Below are 16255 nucleotides of genomic sequence, written 5' to 3' on the forward strand. Positions count from 1 at the left end.
CTCGAGCTCGATTGGTGCGGCGGTCCGACATCGTTCGTCAGCGCGTCCGGCGGGGGACAAAGGTGTCCCGGCTGCCGTTGGACAAGGATCGCCGGCACAGCAGACGCGTCAGCACCGCCAGGCTGAGCATCTCGACGAACGTCAGTGCAATCACGGAGCCCAGCGCGCCGCGGACGAGAATCGGAACCGATGCCATGAAGACAAACGCGCGCAGGTCCATCCCGTGCACCAGAACCGCGCGCTTGCTGCCGAAGAATGTCAGCAGAAAGGAGACCGCAACCGCGCCGATCGCGACGCCCGCGATGCCCAAATCAGCGTAGAAGTCTCCCGCCACGAAGCTGGAGAGGTTCGGTGTTCCCGCGATTCCCAGGTCCGCCAGCACCACGCCCATATCACTGGCCAGAACCGACTCCTTTCCGGTCCAGAGGCTGCGGGGGACAAAGAAGAGAAGCAGGCCGAGCGTCTTCGCGCCCCAGAAATAGTCCGCACCTTCCAGATAGCGCACTTCAAAGACGAGCATGTCGAACACGTCAAGCCCGGGAATCGTGAGAATGCTCGACAAGTCGACCGTCTGCGCGGCCTCGGCCAGCGAAGCGCCGGATCGCGTCGTCAGGTTGAGCATGGGCATGACGGCGACAAGTCCGATCAAGACACTCAGATAGAACGTCTTGATCCCAAGCTTGCCCGAAATGCAAACCAGAACGATGGGCAACCAGGCGATCACGAAATAGAAGCGCGCGGTATTGAACGGATTCTGCGCAACCAATAGCAGCCCGAACGCAACCGCCGACAAGACGACGACCGTGGCCAGACGCGAGCTAGTCCGGTGCGGCTTGCACTTCACATAGACACAGATCAGAAGGCCGGCGCTCATCTCGAGCGCGATTGCGGAGGTGCCGAGGATTCCTGCTGCGGCATCGTCGGTCAATTCCTTCGAATATCGATCCGCCAACACATTGCCCAGCCCCCCCTGGAAGACGACGAACGCGGCGAAGGCAATCACGCTGACCACAACCAGGACCGGCAACGCATGATCCTTCAGCAGATAGCGCGCGGGCTCTGCCGGCACGATCAGCCGCCTGACCAAGACTGACGTCACGGTCGCGAACAACAGGAAGACGAAGATAATGCCGGACGCCGTCGCGATCTCCGCGTTCGTGAAGAAGAACCCGCTGGCCGAGCCGTCATTCTCGAAATAGCCGAATCTGAGGGTCTGACAGGGAGCGATGACGAAGAACACGTACATCAGCAACCAGAGCATGTCCTCAACGGTCGCATAGAATCCGGTGAGGCGCGCGAGGTTGTAGCAGCAGAGCAGGAAGGACGGAACCGTCAGCGCCGCCACGAACGTGTCGGCCGCGAACAGAAAATTCAGGACATAGTAGCCTGCGAAGAAGGCGAGTCTCGTGAACCGTGGCGTGACGGCGAACCGATAGCGCGGCTGATCGGCAAGCGCCTGGGCGCGTCCCCGCATGGGTATGTCGGATACGGCGATCACGGCCGTTGCCCCACTGCCGGCAGATCAGCCGGCTTCAACCTGCCGAGGCGAACCGACATCAACAGGAATCCACACGCCGTCGAAAACAGGTCTCCCGCTAGGAAAGCGTAGACACCAAATCTGCTCAGGAACAAATAGCTCGCCGCCACGCCGATGGCGTTGAAGATGATGTTGTCGATCGCCAGTCCCTCATACGCGCCCGTCGCAGCCAGGGACTGAGCTACCATCAACAGCGCGGTCATCGTCAGGACAGTCATGGAGAATGCGCCGAGAAGCGGCGCGACCGTGCCAAACCGGCTTTGCGGCCAATGCGCCATGGCCGCAGCGCCGATCAATATCGCGACGGTGGCGAGCACACCTGCCATGGCCATGAGTTTCTGCGCGCTCAAGATCGTGCGGAACAGATGGTCGTCCGGGGTCGACAGTCGCTTGACCAGTGTCGGAAATTCGACACGCTGGATGAATGCAATGACCTGAATGACACCCGCCAGCAATTGCTTGACGTAGAGAAAAAGCGCGGTCGCCTCGGCGCCGAGATAGGACGCGCTCAGGATGAGTTGAACCCGGCCGTAAAGCTGCCCCGGCAACATCACGCCAAGCATGGCTCCCCCTTCCCGCGCGGCCGTCAGGAGGCCGCGCGTCGTCGTGCCCTCCCAACTGGGCAATCGGCCGAACCGGGCCAGCACGATCCAATGAGCCGCGACCGTCAGCAGGGAGCCAGCCGAGAAAGCCGCCCCGAGAATGGCGCCTGCGACTTCCGGCGATGCGCGCCGGACGAGCACCAGGGTGACTGCGGATGTCGCATACGGGACCGCGCCGCAAACCCCGCTGATGCCGCTGAACTTGAAACCATCAAGCAGACCGGCAGCGTTGCCGGCATAGAACAGGAAGGCCGGAGCCACGAAAAGCGCGTAGCTCCGCGAAAATCCATCCGCGAGAGATGAAAATGCATAGACGACGGTCGCCGCGACCAGTGTCAGCGCCAGTGCTACGCGGATCGTGGTCGTATTCCAGAAGATTCGCGAAAGCCGCTGCTGCGACGGAGAATCGGGCGGCAGTGCCGCCGCATGCCGCGCCAGCGTGGTGATGGACCCCGCATCGACGACGAAGATTCCGAGCACAGCGAACAAAAAGTGGGTGCCGAACGCGGCCAGAAACCGGTATTCGGCGTTGGCGACCAGCCAGGTCTGCGCGATGAAGATCGCTCCCTGTCCCAGTCCGAAGCCACTGAGCAGAAGTGCGATATTGGCGATCGTCGAGAACGGCCGCCTTGCGGAGGAGTCGTGTACGGGCATCGTCCTCAACAATCGATCAGACGTGCCGGAGTTCGGCAGCGCCAGTCCGTCACGGCCGCCGGCACGGTCCATACCGTTGCCCGGCCCGCGGTCGCTCAGGCCCCCGCTCAGGCGGGGATCGCGGCCTTCCTTGCCGGAAGGCCGCGACGTTTACTCACCCCGTTCGCCATCGCACGCCGCCATCCTGAAGTGCGGCAACGCCTTACTTCTGGGCCTGAGTGGCCTGGCCTTCGGATGGCTGGGCACTCGCGCTCCGCTCGATCTTAGCGGCAGCGCGCAGCTTCTCCATCATCTCGAGCTGCGCCTTGCGGCCGACAACGGCAACGAAGCGCTCCCGCACTGCCTGGAATTCCGGAGGCGTGCGCGTCCGCTTGTCCTCGACTTTCACCACGTCCCAGCCGAGCTCGGTCTTGATCGGCGCGGAGACGGCGCCGATGTTGAGATCGGCGGCGATCTTGGCGAGATCGGCTCCCATCTGCTGCTTGTTCATGTAGTTCGCTTCGATCAACGTGGCCGGAGCCGACGTCCCGGTCATCTCTTCGGAGACCTTGGCGAAATCTTCGCCCTTCTTGACGCGCTCGGCGGCCTCCTTCGCACGGGCCTCCGCGGCGGCGACAGCCTTCTCGTCCTTGACGTCGGCGACCTTGAAATGCATGAACTTCAAGCGGACCTCCGGCTCGGACGTGACGTCCTTGACGGCGCGATCATAGGCATCGCGAACCGACTGGTCGGTGATCGCCGCCTGGGCGGTGGAGCCCAGCAGCTTTTCCATCAGCGCCTTGTTGCGCTGAAACTCGAAAGTGCGCTGCAGGGCCGCCTCGTCGATCGCCAGGTTCTCCTTGCGAGCCTCCCGCGACATCAGCGTGAGGTCGATCAGATACTGGACGAGGAAATCGTGGCGAGACTTTTCGTCCAGTCCACGCATGTCGCCGGCAAAGGCCTGCAGCGCCAGATCATATTCGGTCTGGTCGATCACCATTTCGTCGACCTTGGCGATCACCGCTTCGCTTGCGGTCGCCTGGCCATGACACGGTCCGCCCAACGCGAACGCGGAAGCGGCGATCACGAGAGCCGCAATTGTCCGGCCGGGCAGACCAGCGAACGACACCGGGCGGCGGTCACGATTGAGAACCATCATAATTCCTCGACTAGGTTACGATATGTATCATTACACGATATTTCGGCACCCCGCGCTCCGCGAAAGATGTCGCGGCGCGCGACCAGCAGTGCCATCGATCCGTTCCGTCTCTCCGGGCTTTCCTCGCGGCCACGCTGCGCCGGCGTTTCAGCCCTGACGTTCATTTTGCGCGGCCTGAGCAGGCTCAGATAGACCTCGCGCATCTCAGCCCAATCATCGAATGCGGGTGGAGGTCCTTCCTGCCACGTGACCATTGCCTGTTCCTTCCGTGCTTCGAGTGGGCGTGCGCCAGGCTCTGTGCGCCACGGCTGCCCGCTGGTCGCGAGCGGCAAAGCCGGCCGCGGTCTGTAACAATCGAAGCGCAACGCTCTCATGATGAAGGCGAGAAGGATTTGTGACGGATGATAGCGCGTGGCGGCAGGCCTGCGGATGAGAGATTCGGCTCGCTGCGCGGCCGCGACCCGGATCCGCGCCGGAGCCGCGCATCAAGCGGGCCTGCGCGGCGCGACGAGCATTCAAGCGCTGCGCGAGAAATCCATCCGGCGAAGCTCGCGGCGAACAACGCTGCATAGCTCTTGCGGCTCAACGTCTTCCGTGCGCGCAGACCCACCGCATCGCGACGTGCGGTATCACACCATCAACAGACCAAATGTTAATTTCATAAATGTAACGTTAAACCATAACATGTCGCCCCTACGGTCCGCCGCGCCTGACACGAGGCCCGTGTGGGAAGAGGTCGGGATCCACAATTCGACAGGAGTGTTTAATGAAAAACTGGAAAGCCTATTTGCTGGCGTCGGCGGCCGTCGGCTGCTGCGCCGCAGCTGAGCCTGCCAACGCGCAGCTCGTGTTCGGCGGCGGCGCGACGTTCCCCGCGCCGGTTTATCGCCAGCTGATGGACTGCCACTCGGTTCAGGTCGACGGTAATCCGTCCGGCCCGACCTGGCCCACCAGCTTCCTCGCGGCCTACCCGATCTCCCCGAAGTGCGCCAGCTCCGGCGGTGACTCCAGCGGTCTGAACATGCAGATGCTGTACGCACCGGTCGGCTCGGGCGCCGGCAAGCGCGCTCTGATTGCTTATGACGCGTCCAGCGCCTCGACGGGCCTCGGTGTCCCCTCCGCCGGCAACAACGTTCCGTTCGTCTCGTCCTTCCAGCCCACCTACGGCTATCCGAACCTGCAGTTCATCGGCAGCGACGATATCTGGAATGAAACGGACGCGGCCAACTACGCCGCTTCCGCCGCCAAGAACATCGGCGGCAACGTGATCCAGATGCCCGCCCTCGCTGGCGCGGTCGTCATCGCGTTCAACGGCAAGGACGGTGCGGGTAACCCCCTCAACATCGCCAACGCCGTTCCGGCCGGCGCCACCACCGACAAGACCACCTTCGGCTATCCGGGCGCCTACAGCGGCCTGAACCTCACCCGTAAGGCTGTTTGCGGCATCTTCACCGGCCACATCACAGCCTGGAACGACCCCGAACTGACCAAGGCCAACAACAACACCGTTCTCGGCACTGGCCAGATCACCGTCAACCATCGCTCAGACGGCAGCGGCACGAACTTCCTGTTCACCAACGCTCTCTACCGTCAGTGCCAGGGCATCAGCGGTCCGATCAACACGACCGATGCGCTCAGCGCCACCCCGAGCGTTCGTTCCTGGGAATTCCGGTTCTCGGATCATTCCGCTGCGGCCTGCCCCGACGTGTTCTTCCGCGCGTCGAACACGATCGACTGGCCGGACTTCACCGGCACCGCGACCAATGGCTGCGGCGTCACGCTCACCCCGCCGTCCGGCTCCAAGTTCGTCGGCGCCAGCGGCAACGGCGGCATGAAGTCCGCGATCGAGAGCACCAACGGTGCGATCGGCTACTCGACCACCGACTACTCTCAGCCGGTTCTCTCGACCGGCATGAAGGTTGCCAACGTCCAGTCGCAGTACGACGTCGACAACGCCACCGGTGCGTTCCAGTGGCCGTCCCCCACGCGCATCCTGAACACGATGGCCGCCGCTAGCCCGATCTTCCCGGACGCTAACGCGCGCGCCAACCCGCTGAACTGGAGCTCGCAGGGCCAGGTGCCGAACCCGGGTACGCCCGACTCGTATCCGATCGCCGGCTTCACTTGGCTCGACATGTACCAGTGCTACAGCCCGAGCCGCTCCGGCGGCGGCACGCTCTCCAACTTCGAGAACTATCTCGGCTTCCACTACTACGACAGCCACGCCACCGCGATCATCAACTCGGCTGGCTTCGCTTCGATCCCGAACGCCTGGCGCGACCAGCTCGTTCCGATGCTGACGGGCGGTCCGTCGGCCCTCGGTACCGCTGGCGATCCGTCGGTCCCGGGTTGCACGAGCAAGTCGGGCGCCTGATCGGCCTGTTCGAAGCTGACGCACAAGCACGACATGCACCCGGCTTTGCCGGGTGCATTTTTTTGTCGGTCAACAATCAGGCAGATTTGGTGCGCTGGTGCAGAAGCGCGGGCAGCGTGCCGCCGAAGATCCAGCGACACGACGACAGCAATCCTTTTGCGGTAGATGAGAGCGGCCCTCAGGCCTGGGCGGCCTGCCTGGTGGCGGCCTCTCGATGCGCCGCCGACTGCACCAGACGCGCGGAGATCTCCGCGGCGAGACCGTGGGCATGCGGCGGCAGAACCATCGTGGTGTGCGAGCCGTCAACCTCGACGACTTCGAGCTTGCGCACGCTCGGCCGCCACATCTTGACGCGATCGGCGAGATCCGAGTGGGCCCTGCGCGATTTGAACAGCACCACGGGAAAATCGACCGGCCTGGGCGCATAGCGCTCGTGGGCCTGGATCGCGAGATCCTTCACCACCTTGATTCTGGGATCGAGCTCGGGCTCGTAGGACTCGGAAAAGGTCGGATCATACGAGAACGCGCCCATCACTCGGTTGATGAAGGGACGCATCAGGCTGCGCAGTGCCTCGACCCGGCCGCCCGCGGGTGCGCGCGTCAGCGTCCGCACGCGCGACAGCGTGCCGTTGGCGAGATAGCGCAGCCGCATCGGCAACGGCCAGTGCCTCTCCGCAATGCCGGTATCGATCAGGCCGATCAGGCCGAGCTTGCGATTCCTGGCGTGCAGCAGCCGCGCCATTTCGAACGCGATCTCGCCGCCGAAGGAATATCCGACGATGTTGACGGGCTCATCGGGATCGCCGCCGAGATGCTCCACGAAGAGCGCCGCCATCTCCTCGACGGTCTGCATCTCCGGCGTCTCGCCTTCGAGCCCCGGCGCCTGGAGGCCCCAGGTCTTGCCGCCATGCTGGGTCGCCTGAGACAGCGCGATGATTTCGAGCACGATGCGATGGCCGCCGGCGATCATGTAGAGCGGCGGACGATCGTCACCATCCTTAAGCAGCAGCAATGGCGAGGGAGCCGGCCATCGCCCGGTCACGACGGCATCCGCGATCGCCTCTGCGTTGCGCAGCCGCAATGCGGTGCCGGGCGGGATCTTCTTGCCCAGCGTCTGCTCGATCTCGTCGAGCATGCGAAACAGGCGCTTGACGCCGACGCCCATCTGGCAGAGGTCCGCAGTCGGATGGCGCCCCTTCGGGCCCATGGCGCGGTGCCAGATCCCGAAAACAGTCTCCCGAACGGAAGCAGACGGCTCATCCGTCACCGTGGCCGGCGGCGTGTCGAGCTGCTCGTTGCTCATCGCTGGATTCCCTCGCTGGCGAACGCCCCAACGGCGTCGCCAAGATGCGCTGCTTGCCTGCAAGCCACGGCGGATGCGTCGTGATCGCAGCCTTTGTTAACACTCTGATGAAGCGGCACCGATTCAGCCGGTATCGCCGCGCCGACCCATGCTACATCATGACGTTATATATCACACCTAGATGTGAGGCTTTCCGCGAGGATTGGAGCGTCTGGTGCGCGTACTCGAGATCATAGCGTCGGTCGATCCGCGCGAGGGTGGTGCCATCGAGGGGTTGCTGCGCCAGGCGGAGGCCCGGCACGCCTTTGGACTGGAGACGGATATCCTCTGCCTCGACGGCCCAGATGATGAATGGGTCACCCAGTGCCCCGTGCCAACCTTTGCGCTCGGCAGCGGCAAGCGACGTGGTCCGAGCACGCCGCTGAACTGGCTGTGGACCCATTATGGCTATGCACCCGACTACGTCCCGTGGCTGCAGGCACATGTCGGCGACTACGATATCGTGGTTGTCAACGGACTCTGGAACTATTCGGTGTTCGGCGCCCGGCAGGTCCTGCCGAGCTCCGGCATTCCCTATGTCGTGTTCGCCCACGGCATGCTGGATCCATGGACGCGCGGTAGCCTGAAGCATGCAGCGAAACAGTTGCTCTGGCTGTTTTGCGAAGGCCCGCTGCTGATGCGTGCGAAGGCCGTGCTGTTCACCGCCGAGGATGAAATGACCCGCGCACGCAACAATTTCTGGCCATACCGGGTCAACGAGCGGATCGTCGGCTATGGCACCGCAGATATCGGCGGCGATCCCGAGCAGCAGATCCGCGCCTTCCGCAAATCCGTGCCGGCGCTCGGCGACCGGGCCTTTCTGCTCTTCCTCGGCCGAATCCACCCCAAGAAGGGCTGCGATTTGCTGATCAACGCATTCTCCAGGATCGCAACCGAGCACCCCGGGCTTGATCTGGTGATCGCCGGCCCCGACCAGATCGGATGGCGCAGCGAGCTCGAGGCGCAGGCGCGCGCGGCCGGTATCGACCGACGCATCCACTGGCCGGGCACTGTCTTCGGCGACGTCAAATGGGGCGCGATCCGCGCCTGCGACGCTTTCGTGCTGCCATCGCATCAGGAGAATTTTGGCGTCGCCGTCGCCGAAGCCCTTGCCGCCGGCAAGCCGGTCCTGATCACCGACAAGGTCAACATCTGGCGCGAGATCAAGTCCGATACCGCAGGCCTCGTCGCGACCGATGACGACGCCGGCGTCAGCGATATGCTGGCGCGCTTTGTATCGCTGTCCGATGCAGAGCGGAAGGCGATAGGCAACGCCGCGCGCGACTGCTTTCTGAAGCGCTTCGAGGTCAGCATCCCGGCTAGACACCTTGGCCGGGTGCTCTCCGAGATTGCGACAGCGCACGGACGCACTCAACCGGTGACGGCCAAGGCGGTCCCGTAACCAGGATGCGCCAGAAACCGAGACGCGAGGCCGCGAACGGGCTCCCTAGCCCGCCGCGGCTTCCTGAGCTCCGCACGCCTCGCGCACCAGCGCCTCGTGCTCCGGCTTGGCGATGACGTAATTGCCGAGGCAGATCGCGTCGAGGCCGGTGCGCACGAAGCAGTTCACGGCCTGCTCCGGCGTATCGACGATCGGCTCGTTCTCGTTGAAGCTGGTGTTGAGAACGATCGGGATCCCCGACTGGCGTCCGAACGCCTCGATCAAGTCGAAATACAGCGGATTGGTTTCGCGCTCGATGCTCTGGAGACGGCCGGTGCCGTCGACATGGGTGATGCCCGGGAGTTGCTCGCGCCACTCGGGACGGACCTTCACGACGTGCATCATGAACGGGCTGAAGACGTCCTGCTCGAAATACTTGTTCACTTCATGCCGGACGATGGTCGGCGCGAACGGACGGAACAGCTCGCGACGCTTGATCTTGGCGTTGATGAGATCCTTGATGTCATGCCGTGTCGGATCGGCGACGATCGAGCGGTTGCCGAGCGCGCGCGGGCCCCATTCCGAGCGGCCCTGATACCATCCGATCACGAGCCCTGCCCGGATCAGCCGGGCGGCCGCGTCCGGAAGTTCTTCGGGCGACAGTTGGTGGACCGGGAAACCGGCGGCTTCCGCCGCCTTGCGCATCAGGCTGTCCGAATATTCCGGTCCCCAATAGGCGTGCTTCATGTAGAAGCGCTCCGACCGGCCCGCGACATTGTGCCAGGCCCACATCGCAGCGCCGATGCACAGGCCGTCATCGGATGCGGCGGGCTGGAGATAGACCTTCTCGAACGGGGTATCGCGCAACAGCCGTGCATTCGCGACGCCGTTAAGCGCACATCCGCCGGCATAGGCGATTTGGTTGCTGCGAACGCGATCGTGGAGCTTCTGGAAGCAATCCATCGCGACGTCCTCGAACCGGACCTGGCACGAGCGGGCGATGTCGCGCTCGCGTTGCGTCAATTCTTCGCCGCGCTTGCGCGCAGGGCCGAGCTTGTCGATCCATTTGTCGGTGTAGAGCAGATCCGTCGCAATCGCGTTGCGCTCGTCCATTCCACCGCTGACGCCGCCCGAATGCATTCCGAACCAGCCCGACGCAAGGCGGAACCAGCCGTCATCAGGCGAGCTCACCAGTTCGCGCATGAACTCGGCGTAGGTGTTCTCGCCATAAGGAGCAAGGCCCATGACCTTGTACTCTTCGCCGAACCCGTCGAAGCCGATGTACTGGCAGCACGCGGTGTAGAAGAACCCGAGGCTGTTCGGCAGCGAGACACGATCAAGCACCTCGATGCGGCTGCCCTCGCAGCGCGCGGCCATCGCACTGACGAAATCGCCGCTGCTGTCGTAGGAAAAACCGGCGGTGACGCCCTCGAACGGTGAGCAGTAATAGGCGCTGGCGATATGCGCGATGTGATGCTCGACGTTGACAACCTTGGCCTTCAGCGAGCCCGGCGCCTCGCCGCACGCTTCCGCAACCCGGTCGGCTGTACCCTTCTCGGCATTGGCACGGCGAAGATGCTCCATCGCAGCCTGCGCCCCATGCCAGGGATTCTGCAGGACATACATGGCCTTGCTCAGCCGATTTTGCTGGGTGTCGCGCGGAACCGCGATGAAATCGATATCCTTGGCACTCACGCCGCCGATCGCCAGCACCGACCTGATCGCGTATTCCGGGAACGTCGGATCATGCTTGATGCGACGCCCGAAGCGCTCCTCGGCGACAGCTGCAACGACCTTGCCGTCCAGGATCAGCGCGGCCGACGCGTCGGCGTGATTGAAGTTCAGCCCCAGGATCGCGGTCATCTACCCACCCGTCTCCTTTGACGCCCACCGCACGGTTAGCAGCGACGGCGCCTGTGTTGCGCATAACGCCATGCGCGGGCCCCAGGCACGCACCTCGCGGTCGCCAGCGCGTATCCGGCCTCGACGACGCGGGCACGGATACACCACGTCATATTATGTTACGATGACATGAGAAGATGCGATCTCACCGCATCGTCATCACGCGACGCGATCGCGTGTCACCGTCTCCGTGCGGCACCACCATCTGGCAAATCACCGCTTAGACAAGCCGAAAGCAGCACAGCGGCAGTCCGGAACGAACTCACATTCCCTGTGGAACTCTTTCCGACGAATGTTGTGATGTCGCCCCGATGTCACAGACCAATGTTAACTGAATGTTAATCGCGCGATGCCCGCAGGAACGCCGGCAAATGCGGTGAATTGCTTTGAAATGACAAGGGATTGGGCGAATTGCCATGAGATCATTGCGCATTCTGCTGGCGGATCTGGCCTTGGTGTCATTCGCGCTGATCGCCTCCTCGGTGCTCCGCGAGAACCTAGAATTCTCGCTCGATCATCTTCTGGCACTGATCCCGTATGGTCTTCTGACGATTTCCACAGCTGCAATCGTGCTACCGTTGTCCGGCGTCACCGGGGCGGTCTGGCGCTACAGCTCTCCGCAAAACTATCGTGACATCGTCACCGCGGTCGTGGCGATCGTCGCCGGCGCGGTGGTCCTGACCTTCATTACCAACCGGCTCGAAGGCGTGACGCGCGCCCTGCCGCTGCTCCAGGCGCTCATCACCGTCACCCTGATGATCGGAGTACGGATCGCCAGCCGGCTCTGGCACATGCGGCGTTCGCCGCGCGACTGGCAGCAGGACGTGGTCGTTCCCACCGCCGACTCCATCCTGCTCGTCGGCCTCAACGAGCTCGCAGAGCTCTATCTGCACTGCATCACCCGCTACGCCCGCGATCGCGTGCGCGTCGTAGGCCTGCTGGACTCGCAGGCCCCGCGCGGGCAATCGTTGCTGTCGCATCGCGTTCTCGGCGCGCCGGAAGACGTCGCCGATGTGGTCCGGACGCTCGAAGTGCACGGCGTCGTCATTACCCGGATCGCGCTTGCGGTTCCGCTTCGCGAGCTGTCGGCCGAGGCGCGCGAGGCCCTGTTTGCGCTCGAAGCTTCCAACGCAATCCCGCTCGAATTCCTGGACGAGAAGTTCGCATCCGAGCGTCCCAACCGGCAGGCGGCGCGCAGCGGCGATGTCGCGGAAGCGCAGACGCAGACTTACGCATTGAACGCCAAGAGCCGCGAGGGTTTGGCCAGCTCGCCCTACCGCACCGTCAAGCGGGCCCTCGACATTGTCGGCGCGGCGGTGCTGCTGGTGATGCTGGCGCCCATCATGGGCCTGGCCGCGCTCGTCACGATCGTGGACGTCGGATTTCCCGTGCTGTTCTGGCAGGAGCGTCCCGGGCTCGGTGCCCAGCCGTTCAAGGTCTTCAAGTTCCGCACCATGGCCGCCGCCCATGATGCGCAGGGCCGCCGCAGGCTCGAGCAGCAACGCATCTCCCAGATTGGCAACGCGATGCGCCGGACACGGGTCGACGAGCTGCCCCAGTTGATCAGCATCCTGATGGGACGCATGTCCTTCGTCGGGCCGCGGCCGCTGCTTCCGATCGACCAGCCGGCCGATTATTCGGCCCGCCTCCTGGTCCGTCCGGGTCTCACGGGCTGGGCCCAGATCAAGGGCGGACGCGCAATCTCGCCGGCCGACAAGGCCGCGCTCGACGTGTGGTACGTCAAGAACATGTCCTTCATGCTGGACGTCAGGATCGTTCTCGGCACGATCCCCATGATCCTGTTCGGCGAGAAGATCGAGAGCGACGCGATCGCGCAGGCCTGGCGCGAGCTGGAGAAATCGCAGGCGTGAGCCGGCGGCGCGAGGTCGTCGCCGTCCGCGAAGCTTCACGTGTCGTCAGGGCGACATGTTGTTATCATAACTTCACGCGAAACATATCATCATGTCCGCTTCCCGTCTCGTCTACATCTGCGATTGGCTCCCGCCCGACTTCGGCGCGGTGGGACAATATTCCGTGCTGTTCGCTCGTGAGCTCGCCCGCGACCGCGGCCTTCACGTCACGCTCGTCGGGCTCACCTCCGGCGAAGCTGAGACCTCGACCGAACAGTTCGAGCGCGGCGCGCTCGAAATCGTCAAGGTGCCGGTCCCCGCCTATGACAAGGCCAAAGCCTCGGCTCGCATTCGCTGGACGATCACGACCAACAGCAAGCTGATGCGAGCCGCGCTCCCCTTCATTCGCAACGCGGAGACGGTTGTCTTCACCGGAAGCCCGCCGCTGTTCCTGCACTGGATCGCGCCGACGAACGTGCTGCTGCGCAAACGGCTGATCTATCGCATCACCGATTTCCATCCCGAATGCGCCATCGCCGAGCGCGGCAGCCCCAGCCTGTTCCTGAAATTCGTCCTTACCCTCACCCTGTTCTGGCGCCGGCGGGTCCACACGTTCGAAGTGCTCGGACACGACCAGGCGATGCGGCTCAACGAGATCGGGGTGACCAAGGAGCGCATCGTGCTGAAGCGCGATCCCTCCCCGATCGCGATCGGCACCGACACGCCATCGCTCGCCCGCCCCCCGCAGACCGAAGGCAAGTTTCTCCTGCTGTATTCGGGCAATTGGGGCATCGCGCACGACACGGCGACATTCGTCGATGCCTACATCGCGCATTACAAAAACGGATCCGGAACGGTCCTGCTCTGGCTCAACGCCATCGGAAAGGGCGCAGCCACTGTCGCCGAAGCGCTCGACAAGGCCGAGGTCCCCTACATTCGCACCGACCTCGTGCCGCTCGATCAGCTCGCCTCGCTGCTCCGGACGCCCGATGCACATCTCATCACCTTGAAGAACGCATTCGTCGGCTACGTGCTGCCGTCCAAGGTCTATGCCTGCGTCGATTCCGACCTGCCGGTGATGTTCATCGGCCCGACGGCCTCCGATGTTCACCTGCTCTGCGACGAGCGCAAGTCCAGCGCCTACTTCCACGTCGATGTCGGCGACAGCGCGCGATGCGCGCGGTTGCTCGAAGATTTCGCTGCGATCGAGAACGCATCGTCAGCAAAGAAACTACGTTTAGTCAGGAGCAGCGTATGAAGAAGGCATTGGTCTGCGGCGCAGGCGGATTCATCGGGTCCCATCTGGTCAAGCGCCTGAAGGCGGAAGGTTTCTGGGTCCGGGGCGTGGACCTCAAATATCCACGCTTCAGCCCGACCCAGGCGGACGATTTCATCGTCGGCGATCTCCGGGATCTCGCGGTCTGCCACGAAGCGGTCGATACGCGCTTTGACGAGGTCTATCAGCTCGCTGCCGATATGGGCGGCGCGGGCTATATCTTCACCGGCGAGAACGACGCCTCGGTGATGCACAATTCGGCGCAGATCAACCTCAACATCCTCGAGGCCTGCCGCCGCCGCAACAGTTTTCGCATCTTCTACTCGTCGTCGGCCTGCATCTATCCGGAATACCGCCAGCTCGAGGCCGAGAACGCCGGCCTCGCCGAGACGGATGCCTATCCGGCGGCGCCGGACAGCGAGTACGGCTGGGAGAAGCTGTTCAGCGAACGCCTCTATGCGGCCTACGCCCGCAATCACGGCTTCGAGGTCCGCGTCGCGCGCTATCACAACATCTTCGGGCCCGAAGGCGCCTGGAACGACGGCAAGGAAAAGGCACCGGCAGCGATCTGCCGCAAGGTTGCACAAGCCGGCAATCCCGGCGAGATCGAGATCTGGGGCGACGGCGAGCAGACCCGCTCGTTCCTCTATATCGACGAGTGCCTGGAAGGCACCATCCGCTTCATGCGGTCGGACTGGGCCGGCCCGGTCAACATCGGCTCGGAGGAAATGGTCTCGATCAACCGCCTCGCGGCGATCGCAGCCGAGATCGCCGGCAAGACCATCACCCCGCGCCACATCCCCGGCCCGCTCGGCGTGCGCGGCCGCAACTCGAACAACAAGCTGATCTTCGAGAAGCTGGCCTGGCGTCCGTCTCAGTCGCTCGCGAGCGGCATCGCCAAGACCTATGCCTGGATCGACCAGCAGGTTCAGAAGACGCAGCGTCCCAAGGAAGTGCCGAAGCCTGCAATTCGCCAGCCGGAGATCGAGGCCGCCGAATAAGAGCCGTCAATCGGGTTGGTGTTGACTCGTGCCGCGTCCGGATGACGGACGCGGCACAGCTTTGAATCGCGATCACCTGTGCATGATGTGGTCGCGCGCGAGACCGCCGCACGTTGCGAGTGCCGTGATCAGGTTGTCGACGATTGATCAGCTTTCGCCGATGGTAAGCGGCAGTTGAACTTGTCCGCGGCTAGTGCGCGATAGCGCGCTCGCGATTGCGCTCGCTCTCTGGCACAACGAGCCGCGCCAGCTGCTGCAGCGGCGCCGGAGCCGCAACGTTCGGATCGAACCCCGTCGCAAGCCGCACCGCTTCGCTGACCGGAATCCCCTGCCGCTTGGCCAACGCCATGATCTCGTCCAGCTTGGCGTCGATCAGGGTGCGGTACCAGAAACCCTGGAGGATGTGGAAATAGTAGCCCTGCTTGCCGTCGAGGAAGCCGAGCCGCACGACGTAACGGTAAAAGAAAAAGAACAGCGGGCGTACCCCGCCAGGGAGCTTCTCGTAGACGTGCTCCTTGACGAAGCGCTTGAGCTTGGCCTGCCAGGACGCGCTGTGGCGCTGGATGTCCATGGTCTCGCCGAGCAGGCCGCGCGAGGCGAGGATGTCGATCACCTCGCGTGAGGCGTAGCGATTGTGCTTGCTGGTCCACCAGTCGAGCGAGTTGAGATTCTCGTCGACGAGATCGATGGTCGATCGCACCACCTTGCCGGTGACGATGATGTGCTCGTCCATCCAGCGCTGCTCGCAGGAGCCCTGCCCGGCGCGCCAGAGGCGCAGCTGCCAGCTCGGCTCGATCGCGCCCCATTTGATGCGGCGGCCGAGAAACACGATCTGGCGGCGAACGACGACGCCGCCGACGTCGCGCGGCTGCCGGTCGAGCAGATCGTGCAGGTCGGCCGCCGATTCCGGCGTGAGATATTCATCGGCATCGATACGCATCAGCCAGCCGATCTTGCCGGCGCAGGCCGCGATCGCCTTGTTGGTCTGGGTCGCGTAGTTGATCCAGGGATTCTCGATCACCTCGGCGCCGAGGCCGGCCGCGATCTCCCTTGTGCGGTCCTTCGAGCCGGAATCGACGACCAGGATGCTCTTGCACTGAGCGCGGATGCTCTCGATGCAGCGCGCGATGTGCTTCTCCTCATCCAGCGTCAGGATGATGGCGTGGATGTCGGTCATCGCGGTTCCCCGGCCCCTGTT

11 protein-coding genes are annotated in these 16255 nt (G+C 63.7%); 5 read left to right on the forward strand and 6 right to left on the reverse strand.

Annotated features, from left to right (window positions below; translation table 11 throughout):
* Positions 1–37 precede the first annotated feature (37 nt).
* The 3 genes from ACLFLU_RS25565 to ACLFLU_RS25575 all read right to left on the reverse strand — a co-directional run bounded on the left by ACLFLU_RS25565 (position 38) and on the right by ACLFLU_RS25575 (position 3928).
* Positions 38–1498: a hypothetical protein gene (locus ACLFLU_RS25565; RefSeq protein WP_426407582.1), complete on the reverse strand. Its 1461-nt coding sequence runs from the start codon at positions 1496–1498 to the stop codon at positions 38–40.
* On the reverse strand, positions 1495–2865 hold the full coding sequence (locus ACLFLU_RS25570; protein ID WP_426407583.1) for a hypothetical protein: 1371 nt from the start codon (positions 2863–2865) through the stop codon (positions 1495–1497). The genes ACLFLU_RS25565 and ACLFLU_RS25570 overlap by 4 nt, the downstream gene beginning before the upstream one ends.
* Before the next feature lie 130 nt (positions 2866–2995).
* Positions 2996–3928: a peptidylprolyl isomerase gene (locus ACLFLU_RS25575; RefSeq protein WP_426407584.1), complete on the reverse strand. Its 933-nt coding sequence runs from the start codon at positions 3926–3928 to the stop codon at positions 2996–2998.
* A 769-nt stretch (positions 3929–4697) separates the two neighbouring features.
* Between ACLFLU_RS25575 and ACLFLU_RS25580 the strand changes: the two genes are divergently transcribed.
* Positions 4698–6305: a substrate-binding domain-containing protein gene (locus ACLFLU_RS25580; protein ID WP_426407585.1), complete on the forward strand. Its 1608-nt coding sequence runs from the start codon at positions 4698–4700 to the stop codon at positions 6303–6305.
* 178 nt (positions 6306–6483) lie between these two features.
* On the opposite strand, the gene ACLFLU_RS25585 is transcribed toward ACLFLU_RS25580, so the two are convergent.
* A complete protein-coding gene (locus ACLFLU_RS25585) occupies positions 6484–7608 on the reverse strand; it encodes an alpha/beta fold hydrolase (RefSeq protein WP_426407586.1) in 1125 nt (374 codons plus the stop codon).
* Positions 7609–7822: 214 nt separating this feature from the next.
* Here ACLFLU_RS25585 and ACLFLU_RS25590 point away from each other — a divergent pair, with 214 nt between their 5' ends.
* Complete coding sequence (locus tag ACLFLU_RS25590; protein WP_426407587.1) at positions 7823–9049, forward strand: glycosyltransferase; 1227 nt, start codon at positions 7823–7825, stop codon at positions 9047–9049.
* Positions 9050–9094: 45 nt separating this feature from the next.
* On the opposite strand, the gene ACLFLU_RS25595 is transcribed toward ACLFLU_RS25590, so the two are convergent.
* A complete protein-coding gene (locus tag ACLFLU_RS25595; protein ID WP_426407588.1) occupies positions 9095–10891 on the reverse strand; it encodes a carbamoyltransferase family protein in 1797 nt (598 codons plus the stop codon).
* 455 nt (positions 10892–11346) lie between these two features.
* Between ACLFLU_RS25595 and ACLFLU_RS25600 the strand changes: the two genes are divergently transcribed.
* The 3 genes from ACLFLU_RS25600 to ACLFLU_RS25610 all read left to right on the forward strand — a co-directional run bounded on the left by ACLFLU_RS25600 (position 11347) and on the right by ACLFLU_RS25610 (position 15057).
* Positions 11347–12801 carry a sugar transferase gene (locus tag ACLFLU_RS25600; protein WP_426407589.1) on the forward strand — a complete coding sequence of 485 codons (1455 nt, stop codon included), beginning with the start codon at positions 11347–11349 and terminating at the stop codon, positions 12799–12801.
* Positions 12802–12892: 91 nt separating this feature from the next.
* A complete protein-coding gene (locus ACLFLU_RS25605) occupies positions 12893–14038 on the forward strand; it encodes a hypothetical protein (protein WP_426407590.1) in 1146 nt (381 codons plus the stop codon).
* Positions 14035–15057, forward strand: coding sequence for an NAD-dependent epimerase/dehydratase family protein (locus tag ACLFLU_RS25610; RefSeq protein ID WP_426407591.1), 1023 nt, complete (start codon positions 14035–14037; stop codon positions 15055–15057). Before ACLFLU_RS25605 ends, ACLFLU_RS25610 begins: the two co-directional genes overlap by 4 nt.
* A 190-nt stretch (positions 15058–15247) precedes the next feature.
* Here the strand turns inward: ACLFLU_RS25610 and ACLFLU_RS25615 are convergent, their stop codons facing one another.
* A complete protein-coding gene (locus ACLFLU_RS25615) occupies positions 15248–16234 on the reverse strand; it encodes a glycosyltransferase family 2 protein (protein WP_426407592.1) in 987 nt (328 codons plus the stop codon).
* Positions 16235–16255 lie beyond the last annotated feature (21 nt).

Origin of the sequence: Bradyrhizobium ganzhouense (assembly GCF_049949285.1) — a bacterium.
Classification (GTDB): Bacteria; Pseudomonadota; Alphaproteobacteria; order Rhizobiales; family Xanthobacteraceae; genus Bradyrhizobium; species Bradyrhizobium ganzhouense.

Bases quoted from the DNA above. Each gene is read 5' to 3' on its own strand.
- ACLFLU_RS25605 (WP_426407590.1), top strand. From the start codon at position 12,893: ATGTCCGCTTCCCGTCTCGTCTACATCTGCGATTGGCTCCCGCCCGAC.
- ACLFLU_RS25600 (WP_426407589.1), top strand. From the start codon at position 11,347: ATGAGATCATTGCGCATTCTGCTGGCGGATCTGGCCTTGGTGTCATTC.
- ACLFLU_RS25585 (WP_426407586.1), bottom strand. From the start codon at position 7,608: ATGAGCAACGAGCAGCTCGACACGCCGCCGGCCACGGTGACGGATGAG.
- ACLFLU_RS25610 (WP_426407591.1), top strand. From the start codon at position 14,035: ATGAAGAAGGCATTGGTCTGCGGCGCAGGCGGATTCATCGGGTCCCAT.
- ACLFLU_RS25615 (WP_426407592.1), bottom strand. From the start codon at position 16,234: ATGACCGACATCCACGCCATCATCCTGACGCTGGATGAGGAGAAGCAC.
- ACLFLU_RS25580 (WP_426407585.1), top strand. From the start codon at position 4,698: ATGAAAAACTGGAAAGCCTATTTGCTGGCGTCGGCGGCCGTCGGCTGC.
- ACLFLU_RS25575 (WP_426407584.1), bottom strand. From the start codon at position 3,928: ATGGTTCTCAATCGTGACCGCCGCCCGGTGTCGTTCGCTGGTCTGCCC.
- ACLFLU_RS25570 (WP_426407583.1), bottom strand. From the start codon at position 2,865: ATGGACCGTGCCGGCGGCCGTGACGGACTGGCGCTGCCGAACTCCGGC.
- ACLFLU_RS25595 (WP_426407588.1), bottom strand. From the start codon at position 10,891: ATGACCGCGATCCTGGGGCTGAACTTCAATCACGCCGACGCGTCGGCC.